Annotated in this window: 12 protein-coding genes; 5 read left to right on the top strand and 7 right to left on the bottom strand. The window is 61.3% G+C overall.

Annotation, left to right across the window (positions count from 1 at the left end; genetic code table 11):
• Nucleotides 1-42: 42 nt before the first annotated feature.
• From HBN54_RS08660 to lepA, 5 genes are all read right to left on the bottom strand, one after another.
• Entirely contained in the window at nucleotides 43-417 is a 375-nt protein-coding gene (locus HBN54_RS08660; protein WP_168672803.1) for a hypothetical protein, read from the bottom strand.
• Nucleotides 418-973: 556 nt separating this feature from the next.
• Entirely contained in the window at nucleotides 974-2,950 is a 1,977-nt protein-coding gene (locus tag HBN54_RS08655) for an OmpA family protein (RefSeq protein ID WP_235955452.1), read from the bottom strand.
• 8 nt (nucleotides 2,951-2,958) lie between these two features.
• Nucleotides 2,959-3,540 carry a 7-carboxy-7-deazaguanine synthase QueE gene (locus HBN54_RS08650; protein WP_168673009.1) on the bottom strand — a complete coding sequence of 194 codons (582 nt, stop codon included), beginning with the start codon at nucleotides 3,538-3,540 and terminating at the stop codon, nucleotides 2,959-2,961.
• Between the two features lie 202 nt (nucleotides 3,541-3,742).
• Nucleotides 3,743-4,654 (bottom strand): bifunctional 5,10-methylenetetrahydrofolate dehydrogenase/5,10-methenyltetrahydrofolate cyclohydrolase, encoded by a 912-nt coding sequence (locus HBN54_RS08645; RefSeq protein WP_168672802.1) that lies wholly within the window; start codon nucleotides 4,652-4,654, stop codon nucleotides 3,743-3,745.
• A 156-nt stretch (nucleotides 4,655-4,810) separates the two neighbouring features.
• On the bottom strand, nucleotides 4,811-6,598 hold the full coding sequence (gene lepA, locus HBN54_RS08640) for a translation elongation factor 4 (RefSeq protein ID WP_168672801.1): 1,788 nt from the start codon (nucleotides 6,596-6,598) through the stop codon (nucleotides 4,811-4,813).
• Nucleotides 6,599-6,944: 346 nt separating this feature from the next.
• Between lepA and HBN54_RS08635 the strand changes: the two genes are divergently transcribed.
• Together HBN54_RS08635 and HBN54_RS08630 are read left to right on the top strand one after the other, a co-directional pair.
• On the top strand, nucleotides 6,945-8,510 hold the full coding sequence (locus HBN54_RS08635; protein ID WP_168672800.1) for a L,D-transpeptidase scaffold domain-containing protein: 1,566 nt from the start codon (nucleotides 6,945-6,947) through the stop codon (nucleotides 8,508-8,510).
• A gap of 372 nt (nucleotides 8,511-8,882) precedes the next feature.
• A complete protein-coding gene (locus tag HBN54_RS08630; protein ID WP_168672799.1) occupies nucleotides 8,883-9,581 on the top strand; it encodes a Crp/Fnr family transcriptional regulator in 699 nt (232 codons plus the stop codon).
• A gap of 69 nt (nucleotides 9,582-9,650) precedes the next feature.
• On the opposite strand, the gene HBN54_RS08625 is transcribed toward HBN54_RS08630, so the two are convergent.
• Together HBN54_RS08625 and HBN54_RS08620 are read right to left on the bottom strand one after the other, a co-directional pair.
• A complete protein-coding gene (locus tag HBN54_RS08625) occupies nucleotides 9,651-9,842 on the bottom strand; it encodes a hypothetical protein (protein WP_168672798.1) in 192 nt (63 codons plus the stop codon).
• A gap of 131 nt (nucleotides 9,843-9,973) precedes the next feature.
• Nucleotides 9,974-11,395: a BON domain-containing protein gene (locus HBN54_RS08620; protein WP_168672797.1), complete on the bottom strand. Its 1,422-nt coding sequence runs from the start codon at nucleotides 11,393-11,395 to the stop codon at nucleotides 9,974-9,976.
• Nucleotides 11,396-11,896: 501 nt separating this feature from the next.
• Between HBN54_RS08620 and HBN54_RS08615 the strand changes: the two genes are divergently transcribed.
• The 3 genes from HBN54_RS08615 to fdhA all read left to right on the top strand — a co-directional run bounded on the left by HBN54_RS08615 (nucleotide 11,897) and on the right by fdhA (nucleotide 14,733).
• A complete protein-coding gene (locus HBN54_RS08615; RefSeq protein WP_168672796.1) occupies nucleotides 11,897-12,745 on the top strand; it encodes a hypothetical protein in 849 nt (282 codons plus the stop codon).
• A gap of 253 nt (nucleotides 12,746-12,998) precedes the next feature.
• Nucleotides 12,999-13,409: a GlcG/HbpS family heme-binding protein gene (locus HBN54_RS08610; protein ID WP_168672795.1), complete on the top strand. Its 411-nt coding sequence runs from the start codon at nucleotides 12,999-13,001 to the stop codon at nucleotides 13,407-13,409.
• A 91-nt stretch (nucleotides 13,410-13,500) separates the two neighbouring features.
• Nucleotides 13,501-14,733 carry a formaldehyde dehydrogenase, glutathione-independent gene (gene fdhA, locus HBN54_RS08605; RefSeq protein WP_168672794.1) on the top strand — a complete coding sequence of 411 codons (1,233 nt, stop codon included), beginning with the start codon at nucleotides 13,501-13,503 and terminating at the stop codon, nucleotides 14,731-14,733.
• The last annotated feature ends 107 nt before the right edge of the window (nucleotides 14,734-14,840 follow it).

The following is a 14,840-nucleotide window of genomic DNA, read 5'->3' as shown; positions in this document are numbered from 1 at the left end:
GGAGCGGGCTTTTTCGTGTCCGGCCGGGAAGGTTGCCCTCCCCTATTTCAGGCGGTGCGCGGTAAAGTTGGTGCGGAGGTTCTGGTAAGCCAGCAGCTGCTGGGGCTGCAGGATGCCGGCCAGCTCGGTTTCGTAGCGCTGCTGAGCCTGGGCCAACTGGGTATCACGCTCTTCCGCGCTGGCGCCGTTGAGCATAATCTCCAGGTCGCGCCGCTCGGTGAGCATATTCAGGTGCAGCTGCTTTACGGAGAGGTATTGGGCCTCGTTGAAATGTACGTGCTGCGCCAGCGCCCGGGTGAGCGTGGTAGCCCGCGCCATCATGGCGTGTGAGTAAGAGCCGTCGCCGGGGCCGGCCATGGCCACTGGGGTAACGGTAACACCCGCAGCAAAGCAAGTAGCCAGGAATAAATTTTTCATGGAATGTGGGGGTTATGGTGATGAGATAAGGCAAGTGCCCTGCTGGAGTGCAATTGGGCTCATCAAACATAGACAAATTATCAATTTGAACAAAAAATACTTTTTCTGGCACTTTTTTAATTTCAAGGTTTTTACCTTGTTAAATAAATACCTGATTTATAGTTAAATAGCTTACTTAAAAAAATCAGTCGCTGAGGCCGGAAAAAAGTTTTCCAGTGGGCGAACCATATATTTTTCCTTACGAGTGCAATTATATTTCACCTTACTTAAAGCCTTACTTTAAGTAAAAAGCCCTTGTAGGGCCATTCTCTCAATAGTTGGTTTAAGCTGCTATCCAGGCCAGCCTGTGCAGGTACGGTGGCCTTTCAGCTGCCTTGGCACCCGTAAATGAGTGATTTTCGGGCTGGTGTGCGGGCTTTGAATGGTGTGGTGCGACGAATTGGGGCAGCAAATGCAGCACCATCAAGGCTACAGCACCATAAGGGCTGCCGGCAAAAAAGCCGGCAGCCCACAATAATCCCAGTGGCAGTGATGACCGGAATGGGTAATCCCGCCCTTACAAAATGTGCAGCTCGATGCGGCGGTTGAGCTGGCGATGGCCTTCGGTATCGTTGGCAGCCAGGGGGTGGCCTGCGCCATAGCCTTTAGAGCGCAGCCGGGTGGTGGAAATGCCGTGGTCAGACAGGTATTCAACCACTGCCTGGGCACGGCGCTGCGAGAGCTGAATATTAGACTCAGGGGCACCTACGTTGTCGGTATAGCCGGATACTTCAATCTGCACGTCGCGGTACTGCCGCAGGAACTCAATCAGGCGATTGAGCTCGGTGCGGGACTGCGGCTTCAGGTCGTACTTATTGGTATCGAAAAACAGGTTATTCAATACCACGCTGCGACCGGCGCGCACGGGTTCGAGGTAAATATCCAGCGCCGTGGGGCTGAACGGGTGCTGGCTGGAATAGTCGAAGCTGAGGCTTTTGAGCAGGTATTTATCGGCCGCAGCGTACATGGCGTAATGGTGGCCTTCGTTGAGCACCACCGTGTAGTCGCCGTACTCGGGGTCGGAAGTCACGAACTGCGTGAGCACGTCGGTGTCGAGGTCGTAGAGCTTTACTTCGGCTTTGAGGGGCTTTTTGGTGTTGGCATCGAACACGCGGCCCTGGGTGTAAGTACTGGTTTCGCGGGCCTTCACGGCCGGCGGCACCGCAAAGCCGAACAGCTCCACCGGCCGCTCGCGCGACAGCCGGTAGCCCCCGGGCGGCTCCTCCGATGCCCGGCTGCGCGAGCAGAAACCCTTCTGGTTATCGGAAGTGATAAAAAGGGAGGCTTCGTTTTCGAAAGTATTGAGTGGGTAGCCCAGGTTGCGGGGCTCGCTCCAGTTGCTGGCCCCCTGCTTTTCGCACCGAAAAACGTCGAGGCCACCCATGCCCACTAAGCCATCGGTCACATAATAAAGCGTGGTGCCGCTGGCGTGGATGAACGGGGCCATGTCCTTGCCGGCGGTGTTCACAGGCGTGCCCACGTTTTGGGCGGGGCTCCAGTTGCCATCGGGCTGCAGGGTGGTCACGTAAATATCCTCCTGGCCCTGGCCGCCGCGCCGGGTCGAGGTGAAGTACAGGGTACGGCCATCGGCCGAGAGCGACGGCTGCGAGTCCCACTCCGTAGAGTTCACGTTGAGACCCAGGTTAATGGGCGGGCTCCAGTTGTTGCCGGTGCGGCGCGAGATGTACAGGTCACAGTTGCCAATGGCCTTGGGCCGGTCGCATGACGCGAAAACCAGCGTTTTGCCATCGCCCGAAATCGAGCCCGCGCCTTCGTTGTAGCTGGAATTAATGGCCGGCGAAATCGGCACGGGTTCGCCCATGGACCCGTCCTTGTTCTGGCGGCTTATGTATAGGTCTTCGCCGCTGCTGGCCGCCGGCCGGCCCGTGAAGAGCAGGAACCGGTTATCTGCCGTAAGGGCCGGGAAATACTGAAACTTGAAGCTATTCAGCGGAGCGGGCAGCGGCAGCGGCGCTTCGCCCACAGGGTGCTTCATGGCATCGAGCGCAAACTCACAGGTGAGAAGCTGCCGCTGCGACTTAGCCAGGTTTTTCTGGGTTTTGGGGGCCACTTTCATCAGCTGCCGGTAGGCATCGAGGGCAGTCTGGTAGTCGCCGTAGCTCAGGGCCAGGTCGCCCAGCAGCTGGTATTCGGAGGCGTGAACCGGCTCGGGGGCTACTTTGGACAGGCCGTCGCGGTAGGCGGCCAGGGCCCCCCGGTTGTCGCCCATGGCTTTCAGCAGGGAGCCCTTCAGCAGGAAGGCTTCGCCGAAGGATGGGAACTTCTGGTTGAGCTGGTTCAGGGTTTCAACGGCCTTGATGAAGTCCCTTTCCTTGGTTTGCTGCTGCGCTTTTTCGAGCAGGCTGCGGGCCTTCGTGTTGGTGGGCATCTGCACTTTGGGCGGTAGCTGCGCCCAGGCCGATTCGGCAGAGGCCAGGCCCAGCAGACACATCATTCCGAGGCGCACGGCCCCCAACACTGAAATGCAACGCATACGGTAAGCTAGGGAATGTCGAGGTATTTGTGAGTCTGGAGCGACACCTGCCAGCGCGGGTGCTGCTTCACGTAGTCAACCAGCTCGGGCGTCATGCGCGCGGCACGGCTCCACTCGGGCTGCAAGTATAGGCGCGTGGTGGCCGGAACCAACGCCGCGTGTTCCTCAGCCCATGCAAAATCGTGCCCATTAAATACGACTACCTTCAATTCGTGGGCCACAGCCAGCACTTCGGGCAGCGGGGCCTTGAATTTCTTGGGCGAAAGGCATATCCAATCCCAGGTGCCGGAGAGCGGGTGCGCGCCCGAGGTTTCGAGCCAGGTGCGGCAGCCGGCCGCCTGCAAAGCCGCCGTGAGGAGCTCCAGATTGTGCATCAGCGGCTCGCCGCCGGTAATGACCACATCGCGGCCGGGATAGGCCAGCACGGCTTCCACCAGTTGCGCTACCGACTGGCGGGGGTGGGCGTCGGCATCCCACGATTCCTTCACGTCGCACCATACGCAGCCCACGTCGCAACCGCCCAAGCGGATAAAATAGGCGGCCCGGCCGGTATTATACCCTTCGCCCTGAATGGTATAGAACTGCTCCATTACGGGCAGCAGCGTTCCGGCGGGCACAGCCGTCACATCATCGGAAGATGCAATTAATTCAGAAGTAAGTAACGTCACGGGTATTTTCACAAAAAGCCTCAGGAAGCGAAGCAACCTGAACACCAACTATAGGACACGCCGTTCCCAAGGCCGGACTTTAAAAGTACGCCAGGAGCTAATTATAACCAAATATTCCTAAAAATCAGCCGGCTGGGTGCGGGTATATTTCGCCCTTCGCGGCCCGCAGCGTATTTAGCAAAAGCATGGCGATGGTCATGGGGCCTACGCCGCCGGGCACTGGCGTAATGGCCGAAGCCAACGGGGCCACCTCGGCAAAGTTCACGTCGCCCTTCAGGGTGTAGCCGCTTTTTTTGCTGGCGTCGGGCACGCGGGTGGTGCCCACGTCAATCACCACTGCGCCGGGCTGCACCATGTCGGCGGTCACGAACTCGGGGCGGCCAATGGCAGCCACCACGATGTCGGCCGTCCGGCAGATTTCGGCCAGGTTCTGGGTACGCGAGTGGCATAAAGTAACCGTGCAGTTAGCTGTATCCAAATTCTTGGCCAGCAGTATGCTAACCGGCGTACCCACAATGTTGGAACGACCGATAACCACGGCGTGCTTGCCGCTGGTTTTGATGCCCTGGCGCGCCAGCAGCTCCACGATGCCCGAGGGCGTGGCGGGCAGCAGGGCCGGCAAACCGGCCACCATCCGGCCGATGTTCATGGGGTGAAAACCGTCGACGTCCTTCTCGGGGCGGATGGCTTCAATGACCTTTTCGGGGTTGATGTGGGCCGGCAGCGGGAGCTGCACAATGAAGCCGTCAATCTCGGGGTCGCGGTTCAGCTCGTCCACCTTGGCCAGCAGGTCGGCCTCGGTAATATCATCTTCGTAGCGCAGCAGCGTGGACGCAAAGCCGACCCGCTCGCAGGCCAGCACCTTGTTGCGCACGTAGGTTTCGGAGCCGCCGTCGTGGCCCACGAGAATGGCGGCGAGGTGCGGCACCTTATGGCCGGCGGCTTTCAGGGCGGCCACTTCGATGGCGATTTCGGCTTTGATGTCCTCGGCGGTCTGCTTGCCGTCGATGAGGTTGGAGGTGGTTACGGAAGTCATAAGGGGATTATGTGTCATCCTGAGCAAAGCGAAGGACCTTATCACGCCTTGCGCCGCATGTTGTTAGCAATTCTGACGAAAGCAGCCGTGATAAGATGCTTCCTTCGTCAGCATGACATGCATAAAAAAGGCGGCTCGAAAGCCGCCTTTTTCAAATCAATCAATCTTAAGCACCGCCAGAAAGGCTTCCTGTGGGATTTCGACGGAACCCACGGAGCGCATCCGCTTCTTGCCTTCTTTCTGCTTTTCGAGCAGCTTGCGCTTCCGCGAAATGTCGCCGCCGTAGCACTTGGCAATCACGTTTTTGCGGAGGGCTTTCACCGTTTCGCGGGCAATGATTTTCTGGCCGATGGAGGCCTGAATGGCGATGTCGAACATCTGGCGGGGCAGCAGCTCGCGCAGCTTCTCGCAGAGGCGGCTGCCCCACTGGTAGCTCTTGGAGCGGTGCACGATGGCCGACAGGGCATCGACCTTCTCGCCGTTTAGCATCACGTCGAGCTTCACCATGTCGGCTTCGCGGAAGCCAATCAGCTCATAATCAAGCGAAGCGTAGCCCCGGCTGATGGTTTTAAGCTTGTCGAAGAAGTCGAATACAATTTCGGACAGCGGCAGCTCAAAGGTCATTTCTACCCGCTCGGAAGTGAGGTAGGACTGGCCCTTAATGATGCCGCGCTTGTCCATGCACAGCGTGATAATGGGGCCTACGTAATCCGCCGCCGTAATAATCTGGGCCTTTATGAAGGGCTCTTCAATGAGCTTAATCAGGTTGGGCTCCGGCATTTCCGACGGGGCGTTGATTGTCAGGAGCTGGTCTTTGGTGCCGATGGCGTGGAACTGCACGCTGGGCACGGTGGTGATGACCGTCATGTTGAACTCGCGCTCCAGGCGTTCCTGCACGATTTCCATGTGCAGCATGCCCAGGAAGCCGCAACGGAAGCCAAAGCCCAGGGCCACCGACGTTTCGGGCTCCCACACCAGCGAGGCATCGTTGAGCTGCAGCTTCTCCATACATGAGCGCAGCTCCTCGTACTCGGTGGTTTCGACGGGGTAGATACCGGCAAACACCATCGGCTTTACATCGGCAAAGCCCTGAATAGCTTCGGTGGTGGGCCGCGCCACGTGGGTAATCGTGTCGCCCACCTTCACCTCGCGAGCTTCTTTGATGCCCGAGATGAGGTAGCCCACGTTGCCGGCGCTCATTTCCTGACGCGGCTCCTGGTTCAGGCCCAGGATGCCAATCTCGTCGGCGCCGTACTCTTTGCCCGTGGCCATAAACTTCACCTTGTCGCCTTTGCGCATGGTGCCGTTTTTGATGCGGAACAGGACTTCGATGCCGCGGTAGGAATTGTAGACGGAGTCGAAAATCAGGGCTTGCAGGGGGGCTTCCGGGTCGCCTTTCGGGGCCGGAATGCGGTCGCAGATGGCATTGAGGATGGCTTCGATGCCGATGCCGGTTTTGCCGGAAGCGTGCAGAATATCGCCGGGCTCACAGCCAATCAGGTCCACGATTTCGTCGGTCACCTCCTCGGGCATGGCGTGCGGGAGGTCGATTTTGTTGAGCACGGGGATGATTTCCAAATCGGCCCCGATGGCGAGGTAGAGGTTGGAAATCGTCTGGGCTTCGATGCCCTGCGAAGCATCTACAATCAGCAAAGCGCCTTCGCAGGCGGCGATGCTGCGGCTTACTTCGTAGCTAAAATCGACGTGGCCGGGCGTGTCAATCAGGTTCAGCGTGTAGATTTCCCCTTTGTAGGGGTACTGCATCTGGATGGCGTGGCTCTTGATGGTGATGCCGCGCTCGCGCTCCAGGTCCATGTTGTCGAGCAGCTGGGCCTGCATGTCGCGCTTGGCCACGGTGCTGGTGAATTCCAACAGGCGGTCGGCCAGGGTGCTTTTACCGTGGTCGATGTGGGCAATGATGCAAAAGTTGCGGATATTCTTCACAGATATTTCTTAAGCTGGGCTGCTGGCGGGGCGGTTGAAACTCGGGAAAGCTGACTGACCGTTGCCCGGCTTTCCGCTACCCTAGTACCCGTTTTACCAGCTTGAGCCTGCAAATTACGACCAGAATAACTAGTCTGCGCGATTTGGCCTGGCGAGGGGCAGATTCCGGGGCAGCTGCCGGCTTCGGGACTTGTTTTGGAGCGGGGATTTTGCGCGGCGTAGTGCATCGCGGCAGCCGAGTTGGTCAGATGAGAAATCTCATGCGTTGCCATGACGTTCATCACAGCATTGCGGGGGCGGGCCCACCACCTTTACCAGCGGTTATCCTCACCCTACCCCTCTGAATATGCGTCCGTTAAAGTCCATGCTGCTAGCGGCTTCACTGACGGCCATTCTTTTCGGGCTGACCAGCGCCGACCGGCTGGCCGCGCCCCGTGCCCTGGCACCCAATTACCCGGCCGACTCGCTGGCCGGCCGCATTCAGCGCCTGCTGGCGGTGCCGGCGGCCGAGCGGGCCTTACCGCTGGCGTTGGCCGATGAACCGGCCGTGCAGGCATTTTATACCCAGCGCCAGCACTCGGCGGCGTGGTGCGCAGATGCCGGAGCCGGGCCGAAAGGCCGGGCGGCGCTGGCGCTGCTGACCCAGGCCAGCGACTACGGCCTGACGCCGGCGGTGTACCATGTGCCGCTGCTCAAGGCGCTGGCCGATTCGCTGGCGCAGCCGGCCGGCACGGCGGGCCAGGTAGCCCGGCAGGCCCGTTTCGATGTGCTGCTGACCGATGGCGTGGTGCTGTTTGCGCGGCATTTGCGGCGGGGGCAGCTGCATGCCTTCACGCCTTCGCCACTGGAAAAAGCTGGGGCTCCGTTTGAGCCGGCGGCCTGGGTGGCCCGGGCGCTGGCTGCCCCGGGCTTTGCGGCGGCCTTGCTGCGCTGCCAGCCGCCGCAGCGCGAGTACCGGGAGCTTCAAAAGGCGCTGGCGCGCTGGCGGCGGCAGCCCGCTACCGGGAACGATGCTCCGGCTCACCGCCGGCGCAGCCAGCAAATGGCCCTGACGCTGGAGCGGTGGCGCTGGGAGGCCATTCCCGGCAGCGAATACCTGCTGGTGAACCTGCCGGCTTATCAGCTGGAGGTGGTGCGCAAGGGCCGCGTGCAGCTCAGCCAGCGGATTATGATTGGGCGGCCGGACCGGCCCACGCCTACGCTGAACAGTCGGGTTACGTCTTTCACCATTGCGCCCGAGTGGAACGTGCCCCACGACGTAGCGGTGCGCCACATTCTGCCCTACCTGAAGGCCAATGCCCGCTACGCGCCGGAGCAGGACTTCCTGGCCAACAACAACTACCGGCTCTTTGATGCCCAGGGCAAAGCCGTGAACCCGGCCACCGTAAACTGGCAGCGCGTTACGGTGACGAACTTCCCTTATACCATTCGCCAAAGCCCGGGCTGCGGCAACCTGCTGGGCAACATCATCTTTCGATTTCCGAACCCCTACGGCCTGTACCTCAGCGATGCCCCAGAGCCCGGCCAGTTTGCGCACGCCTACCGGGCGCTGGAGGAAGGCTGCATGAAGCTGGCGCGCCCCATGCACCTGGCAGCCTACCTGCTGGGGCCCGACAGCACCAGCGCCGCGCTGCCCACCGAGGCCCAGTGCACCGCCAATCCGCAGCCGCGCACCATCTTTCTGAAGCGCCCCCTGCCGCTGCACGTGCGCTACGCTACCTGCGCGGTGGTGGCGGGCCGGCTGCGCTTCTACCCCGACGTATATGGCCTGGATGCTACCCTGCGCCGGCAGCTGCTGGCCATGCAGGCCGCCGCCCAGCGCAGCGCCCTGCCCAGCCTGCGCCAGCGGAAGGACGCGACAGAAAACCAGCCCCCGGGCACCACCCTGGCCGGGCAACGGGAGGAGCGGTAGTTGTGCAGGGCCGTCTGTGGTGTCGTTGCTGGTTGAGCGCTTCTGAGCCGTTTTTTAGCGTGTACGGGGTGTAGAGACGCGAAGTGTCGCGTCTCTACACCCCGTACAAGTATATGCAAATAGCTTCAGCAACGGATTGAAAACCAGAACTCAGTATTTCCCGGCGTAACAAAGCAGCGGGCCGCAGCCGTGCAGGGGTTTATCAGCCCAAATATTTCCCGATGTGCCTGAGGCGCTATCCAGGGCCCGGATTAGTGCGTAGCAGCGGGAAAAGCGGGGTGCCACCGACTTGGTGGCAGGCAGAAAACCATCGAAGTTTTATAATTATTATTACAATTATATATATTGCATTAATAATAATTAGCCGATATCGTGAATTCATTTGTCCCACATCCCCCCCCGGATTGCCGCCACTGGGCCGATGCCCTGCTGGCCAGCAACCAACACATGGCCCTAATTGAGGCCGCGAAAACGACTCATCATTATCAGCGCGGGCAGGTATTGTTTCGGGAGGGCGACCACGCGGCGGGGCTCTACAGCATCAACTCGGGCCATGTGAAGGTGACGAAAGTGGGCGGCGATGGCAAGGAGCAAATCATCCGGCTGGCCAGAGACGGCAACATTCTGGGCTACCGGGGACTGCTGGCCGGCACTGGCCACGCCGCCAATGCCCTGGCCCTCGACGAGGCCGAGGTGTGCTTTATTCCCAAATCGGTGTTTTTTCAGCTCATCGAGCACAATCCGGGCTTTGCTTTCTCACTGATGAAGCTGATGGCCAACGAGCTGGCCGAAACCGAGGAACGAATGCTGCACCTGGCCTACAAGCCCGTGCGCGAGCGCCTGGCCGAGGCCCTGCTCCTGCTGCTGCGCACCTACCAGCAACCGGCCGATGGCCCGCCCAGCTTCACGATTTCGCGCGAAGACCTGGCCGCGCTGGTGGGCACCGTGCGCGAAACCGTGAGCCGGTTCATGGCCGAGCTGAAGGCAGAAGGCGTGCTCAGCACCAAAGGCAGCAGCATCACCATCCTGGATATCAAGCGACTAATCGAGATTTCGACCCTTTACGACTAGGCCCAGCCAGGGCCAGATGCCGTTGCCGAGGCGGGCCGCCACTACCCGCTGGGCCAGGATATTATCGGCTTAGAAAGAGCCGGCGTAAACGCCCAGCGCGCCCGGATTGCGGGCCATGCCGGCCGCTTCGGTCAGCGTATCGTCGAGGCCGTAGTCAGCTTCGGTCAGGGGGCGGGGCTCGCGGTAGCGCTCTGGGGCCGGGTAGCTGGGCGTAGCAGGGCTGCCGACAGTGGGCGATTCGGTGGGGCGCGGGGACTGCACAGTGAATGGAAAAGCAGGGGTCGGGATTGGCTGCGACATGATTTGAACGGGTCTAGTAGCACGTTGATTAGCAAGTCGTAGTCATGTCATCATACGCTTATATTTATTAGTTGCTGATTGGTCGGCGGCCTTCAGTGCAGCGGCCGTAAGTGGTTGTTCACTTCGCGGGCTCCGCAGTCGCGGGCATCGGTGGCGGCGCGCTGGCGCTCCAGCCACGTATCCACGGGGCCGGTGAGGGTGGCGCGGCCGTTGGCCACGCGCACCTCAATTTCCTGGTCGTGCAGCAGCGCCGACCAGTAGAAATGCAGCCGGATGCGCTGCTCCAGGGCTAGGTCGGCGGCCGGGCCGGTGAGGTCGGCCGCATCATCGTCTTCATCGTCGGGTTGCGCCCGCCCCGGAACCACCCGCACGTGGTTTTCCAGGGCCACTACGCCGTTGATGCCGCTGGCCACTTCCGCCGTGCGCTGCTGGTCGAAATGCGAATCTACCGCGCCGCCCACCTGCACCCGGCCGTGGTGGCCGCTCACCTGCAAGTCGTAGCCGGCCAGGTAGGCATCGGCGGCCAGGGCCTCTCGCACCAGGTGCTCCAACACATCATCGGCCACGGGCGCGGCGGGGCTTACTTGCAGCAGGTTGCGCACCTCCTTCACCCCCAATACATTGCGGGCGTCCTGGCCGGCGGCGCGGCGGGCGCGCAGGTTGCCCACCGTGCCGGTCAGGGTCACGGTGCCATGCTCGACCTGCACGGTGGGCGCATCGGGCTGGCAGCGCGGGTCGTAGCGCAGGGCATCGCGCACGGCCTGGGCCACGGCTTCGTCCGGTTTCGGGGCAAACCGCTGGTGGCGCAGCACCTTATCCAGGGCCCACGGGGCTACCTGGAGCTGCGCGGCCTCCACGCTGGTGGCCCCGGCCCGGTAGGCGGTGGCCAGCACGTGGTCGAACTCGGCCGCCGTGCCCACTGTACCGCTCAGGTGTACCACGCCGTGGTCGGCGGCGATGTCCACGAGCGGGCTTTTCACGCGCAGGTCCCAGGCCAGGCAATTGCGAATGTGGGCGGCAATGTCCTCATCGGCGGCCGTTTCCGGGCCGCCGCGCACCACCAGGCGGTTGTGCAGGTGGCGCACGCCGGGCACGCCGCGCAGGGCCCGCAGTACCAGCAGCTCTTCGGCCCAGGTCTGCACGCTGCCTTGCAGCACGATTTCGCCGTTGCTGGCGTAGCTGTGTACGTGGTAGCGCCGCACGGCGGGGTCGTTTTGCAAGGCCCGCACCACCCGGCGCTGCAGCTCGGCACTGGGCACATCGGGGGTGCGAATGGCCAGCTCGTTTACCACGCCGCGCACGCCGAGCACGGCTTTGGCCACTTCGGCCGCCCGCTCCCGCGCCAGCAGGTTGTCGGTGAAGCCGCTGAGCACCACAATGCCTTCGTGCGTGGCCACCTCCACCAGGTGCGACGTGACGCCTTTCTTGAGCATAAACAACAGCTCGATGGCCGCCGTGATGTCGGCATCGGCCAAATGCTCTTCCGTGCTAATCGTTGCAGGTTGGCTTTTCATGGCAAAAAAGCAAAAAGGATGGGAAGGCCGAACGAACCGAACGGCTTAGCGGCTATCTGGGGAGGCAAGCGGACAGGCAGCCGGCATTTTCGCCGGCTGCCTGTCCGCATCAAATGCCTGTTTGCATAGGCATCTTAGTAGGCGCGGGCCGGGGTACCACGGCGCAGGCCAATGGCCAGCAGGCCAAATACCAGTAGCAGGGAAAACAACAGCGAGGGCGTAACCATGACAGGGTGAGTTAAAGGCCAACGAAACAGAATTACCCGGAGGTTTTCTGACTATTGCAAGATGCACCCGGCGCCCCCTTCAATGCCGTGACAACTATCATATATTGCCATGACTTTGGTTATTACTGCCCGATGCCCGCGACGGGCTACAAGTGGCTTTTTCGGTCCTGGCCGGGCCTTATTTAGCCGGGCAGCGAAATGCGGCTGCGCAATTGCAGCCCAGCAGCTTAGTTTTGCTGATTCCCCGATTTTGCCCGCTTCAGTAAAGCTGCCTATGCACCCGGAAACTGCTACTACTACTTCCCTCAAAACCGACCCTCGCAAGTTTTACATCGTGGCCGCCAACGGCACGGCGCTGTATGTGCTGGCCTATTATCTGGTGTGGGGCCTGCATCAGGCGGTGAAGGTGGCCGTGTCGCACCACTTCCAGTTGCGCGGAATCTGGGACCCCAGCGACGTGCGCTACACCCTGGCCGATAATGAGTGGTGGCGCACGGCCATCGTTGGGGTGTATGGCAGCGGGCCGGTGGTGTGCCTTGTGCTGGGGCTGGTGGCGTTTCGCTGGTACTGGCAGGGCGCACGGGCGCGGCGGGGGCAGTTTAAGCTGCTGCTGCTGTGGGTGGCTTTCCACGCCTGCAACGCCGTATTCGGGGCTTTGCTGGCCGATACGTTCACGCAATCGGGCTTCTGGTACGTGCCCGACTGGCTCCTGCGCCTGGGCAATGTGATGAACGTACTGCTGGCGCTGCTGGCCGGACTGGTGCAGCTGGGCCTGGGCTATTTCGGGGCCATTGCCTTCCTGCAGGCCCACGACTCGCACACGGTGATGCGCTTCGCCAACCGCCGGCTCATGGTGGTGAGCACGCTCATCGTGCCCTGGGTGGCCGGAGGAATCTTCATTGCCCTGGCCAAAGTGCCCTACCTCACCGTACAGGAAACCCTGCACCTGGCCCTGATGGGCCTGCTGGTGACCCCGCTGGCCCTGGGCTGCCTCAACGAGGTATTTTCCGAAACCGTGAAGCGCCCCCAGGCCACACGCGTGGGCTGGGGCCTGGTGGCAGCGGCCATTGTCGTGGCCCTGGTCTGGCGCCTGGCCCTGAGCCCGCCGCTGGTTTTTGGCTGAGATGCCCGAAACGACTGCAAAAGCCCCGGCCTGCCGGGGCTTTTTTTATATCCGACTACCAGTACAGAAATCGGCATCGAGTTGCCCAGGATGGTATCCCCGGATTTTTCCGGCCCTGTATTATTCTCGCAAAATGGTCCGGTATGGTCGCAATCACCACATTGGGGCTAACCAAATGGGCCAGAATCCGCTTAAGAGTTGGAAGGATTTTATTTTTCAAAACCAGCTTTCACCCCAACTCACCAACACACTTATGGGAATCACCCTGAAACAAGCCCAAACGGCCGTGCAAGCCGCCCACGAAAAAGCCCTCGAAATGGGCGTTAAAATGAACATTGCGGTGGTCGATGCCGGTGCCAACCTCGTGGCATTCATCCGTATGGACGATGCCTGGCTGGGTTCGCTCGACATTTCCATTAAGAAAGCCAAAACGGCGCGCTTCTTTGACATGCCCACCGGGGCCATTGGGGGGCTGTCGCAGCCGGGCGGGCCGCTCTTCGGCATCGAGCATTCCAACGGCGGCCTCATCAGCTTTCCCGGCGGCATCCCCATCAAGGGCGATGGCGGCCTGGTGATGGGAGCCATTGGCGTATCGGGCAGCACCGTGGAGGACGACCACGCCGTAGCCGAGGCCGGCCAGCTGGCCATCGAAGGCAAGCGGTAGGACGCGCAACCCCGCCGACCCAAACGCCATGCTTCGGCTTGCCAGGCATGGCGTTTTTCTTTTTCCGTTTATTTCATTAATCCCCAGCATCATGGCTAGCAACAGAGGCGTTGTTTACCTGGGTCCCGGCAAGGTCGAGGTCCAGAGCATTGATTTTCCCGAGCTAAAGAACCCCAAGGGCAAGAAAATCACTCACGGAGTAATTCTGAAAGTAGTTTCAACCAACATTTGCGGCTCCGACCAGCACATGGTGCGCGGCCGGACCACGGCCCCCGCCGGCTTGGTGCTGGGCCACGAAATCACGGGCGAGGTAGTGGAGGCCGGTGAGGACGTGGAGTTCCTGAAAAAAGGCGACCTCGTGTCGGTGCCGTTTAACGTGGCCTGTGGCCGCTGCCGCACCTGCAAGGAGATGAAAACCGGCATTTGCCTGACCGTGAACGAAGGCCGCGCCGGTGGCGCCTACGGCTACGTGGACATGGGCGGCTGGGTAGGCGGCCAAGCCGAGTACGTGATGGTGCCCTACGCCGATTTCAACCTGCTGAAGTTCCCCAACAAGGAACAGGCCATGGAGAAAATCCGCGATTTGACCATGCTGAGCGACATTTTCCCCACCGGTTTCCACGGGGCCGTGAAGGCGGGCGTGGGGCCGGGCACCACGGTGTACGTGGCCGGGGCCGGGCCAGTGGGCCTGGCGGCCGCCGCATCGGCGCAGCTGCTGGGCGCGGCCGTGGTGATTGTGGGCGACATGAACAAGGCCCGCCTAGCGCACGCCCGCTCCTTCGGCTGCGAAACAGTGGACCTGAACGAGGACGCCAGCCTGGCCGACCAGATTGCCCAGATTCTGGGCGTACCGGAAATTGACTGCGCCATCGACTGCGTGGGTTTCGAGGCCAGCGGCCACGGGGCCCAGGCCAAGACCGAAGTGCCCGCCGCCGTGCTCAACTCCCTCATGGAAATTACCCGGGCGGGTGGCTCCATCGGCATTCCCGGCCTGTACGTGACCGACGACCCCGGCGCGGCGGACCAGGCCGCTCGAAGCGGCAACCTGTCCATCCGCTTCGGCCTGGGCTGGGCCAAGAGCCATTCCTTCCACACCGGCCAAACGCCCGTGATGAGCTATAACCGCCAGCTCATGCAGGCCATTTTGTACGATAAAGTACAGATTGCCAAAGCCGTGAACGTGGAGATTATCAGCCTTGACGACGCGCCAAAAGGCTACGCCGAATTTGATAAAGGCGTGGCCCGGAAATTTGTGATTAACCCCCACAATATGATTCCGGACGTGAAGAAGGCCACCGCCAAGAAAGAAACCGCCACCGCTTAGGCATCGGCTGAAGCCGAAGTAACAGCCGGGCTGCCAGCGAGGCGGCCCGGCTGTTTGGCGTTTCACGCTATTCTATCAGACTTGCCCCGCCCGACCCCGCCGGGACG

Source organism: Hymenobacter artigasi (genome assembly GCF_012275535.1).
Classification (GTDB): domain Bacteria; phylum Bacteroidota; class Bacteroidia; order Cytophagales; family Hymenobacteraceae; genus Hymenobacter; species Hymenobacter artigasi.
The sequence above is the reverse complement of the archived record's forward strand: the minus strand, read 5'-3'. Positions and strand labels throughout refer to the sequence as shown.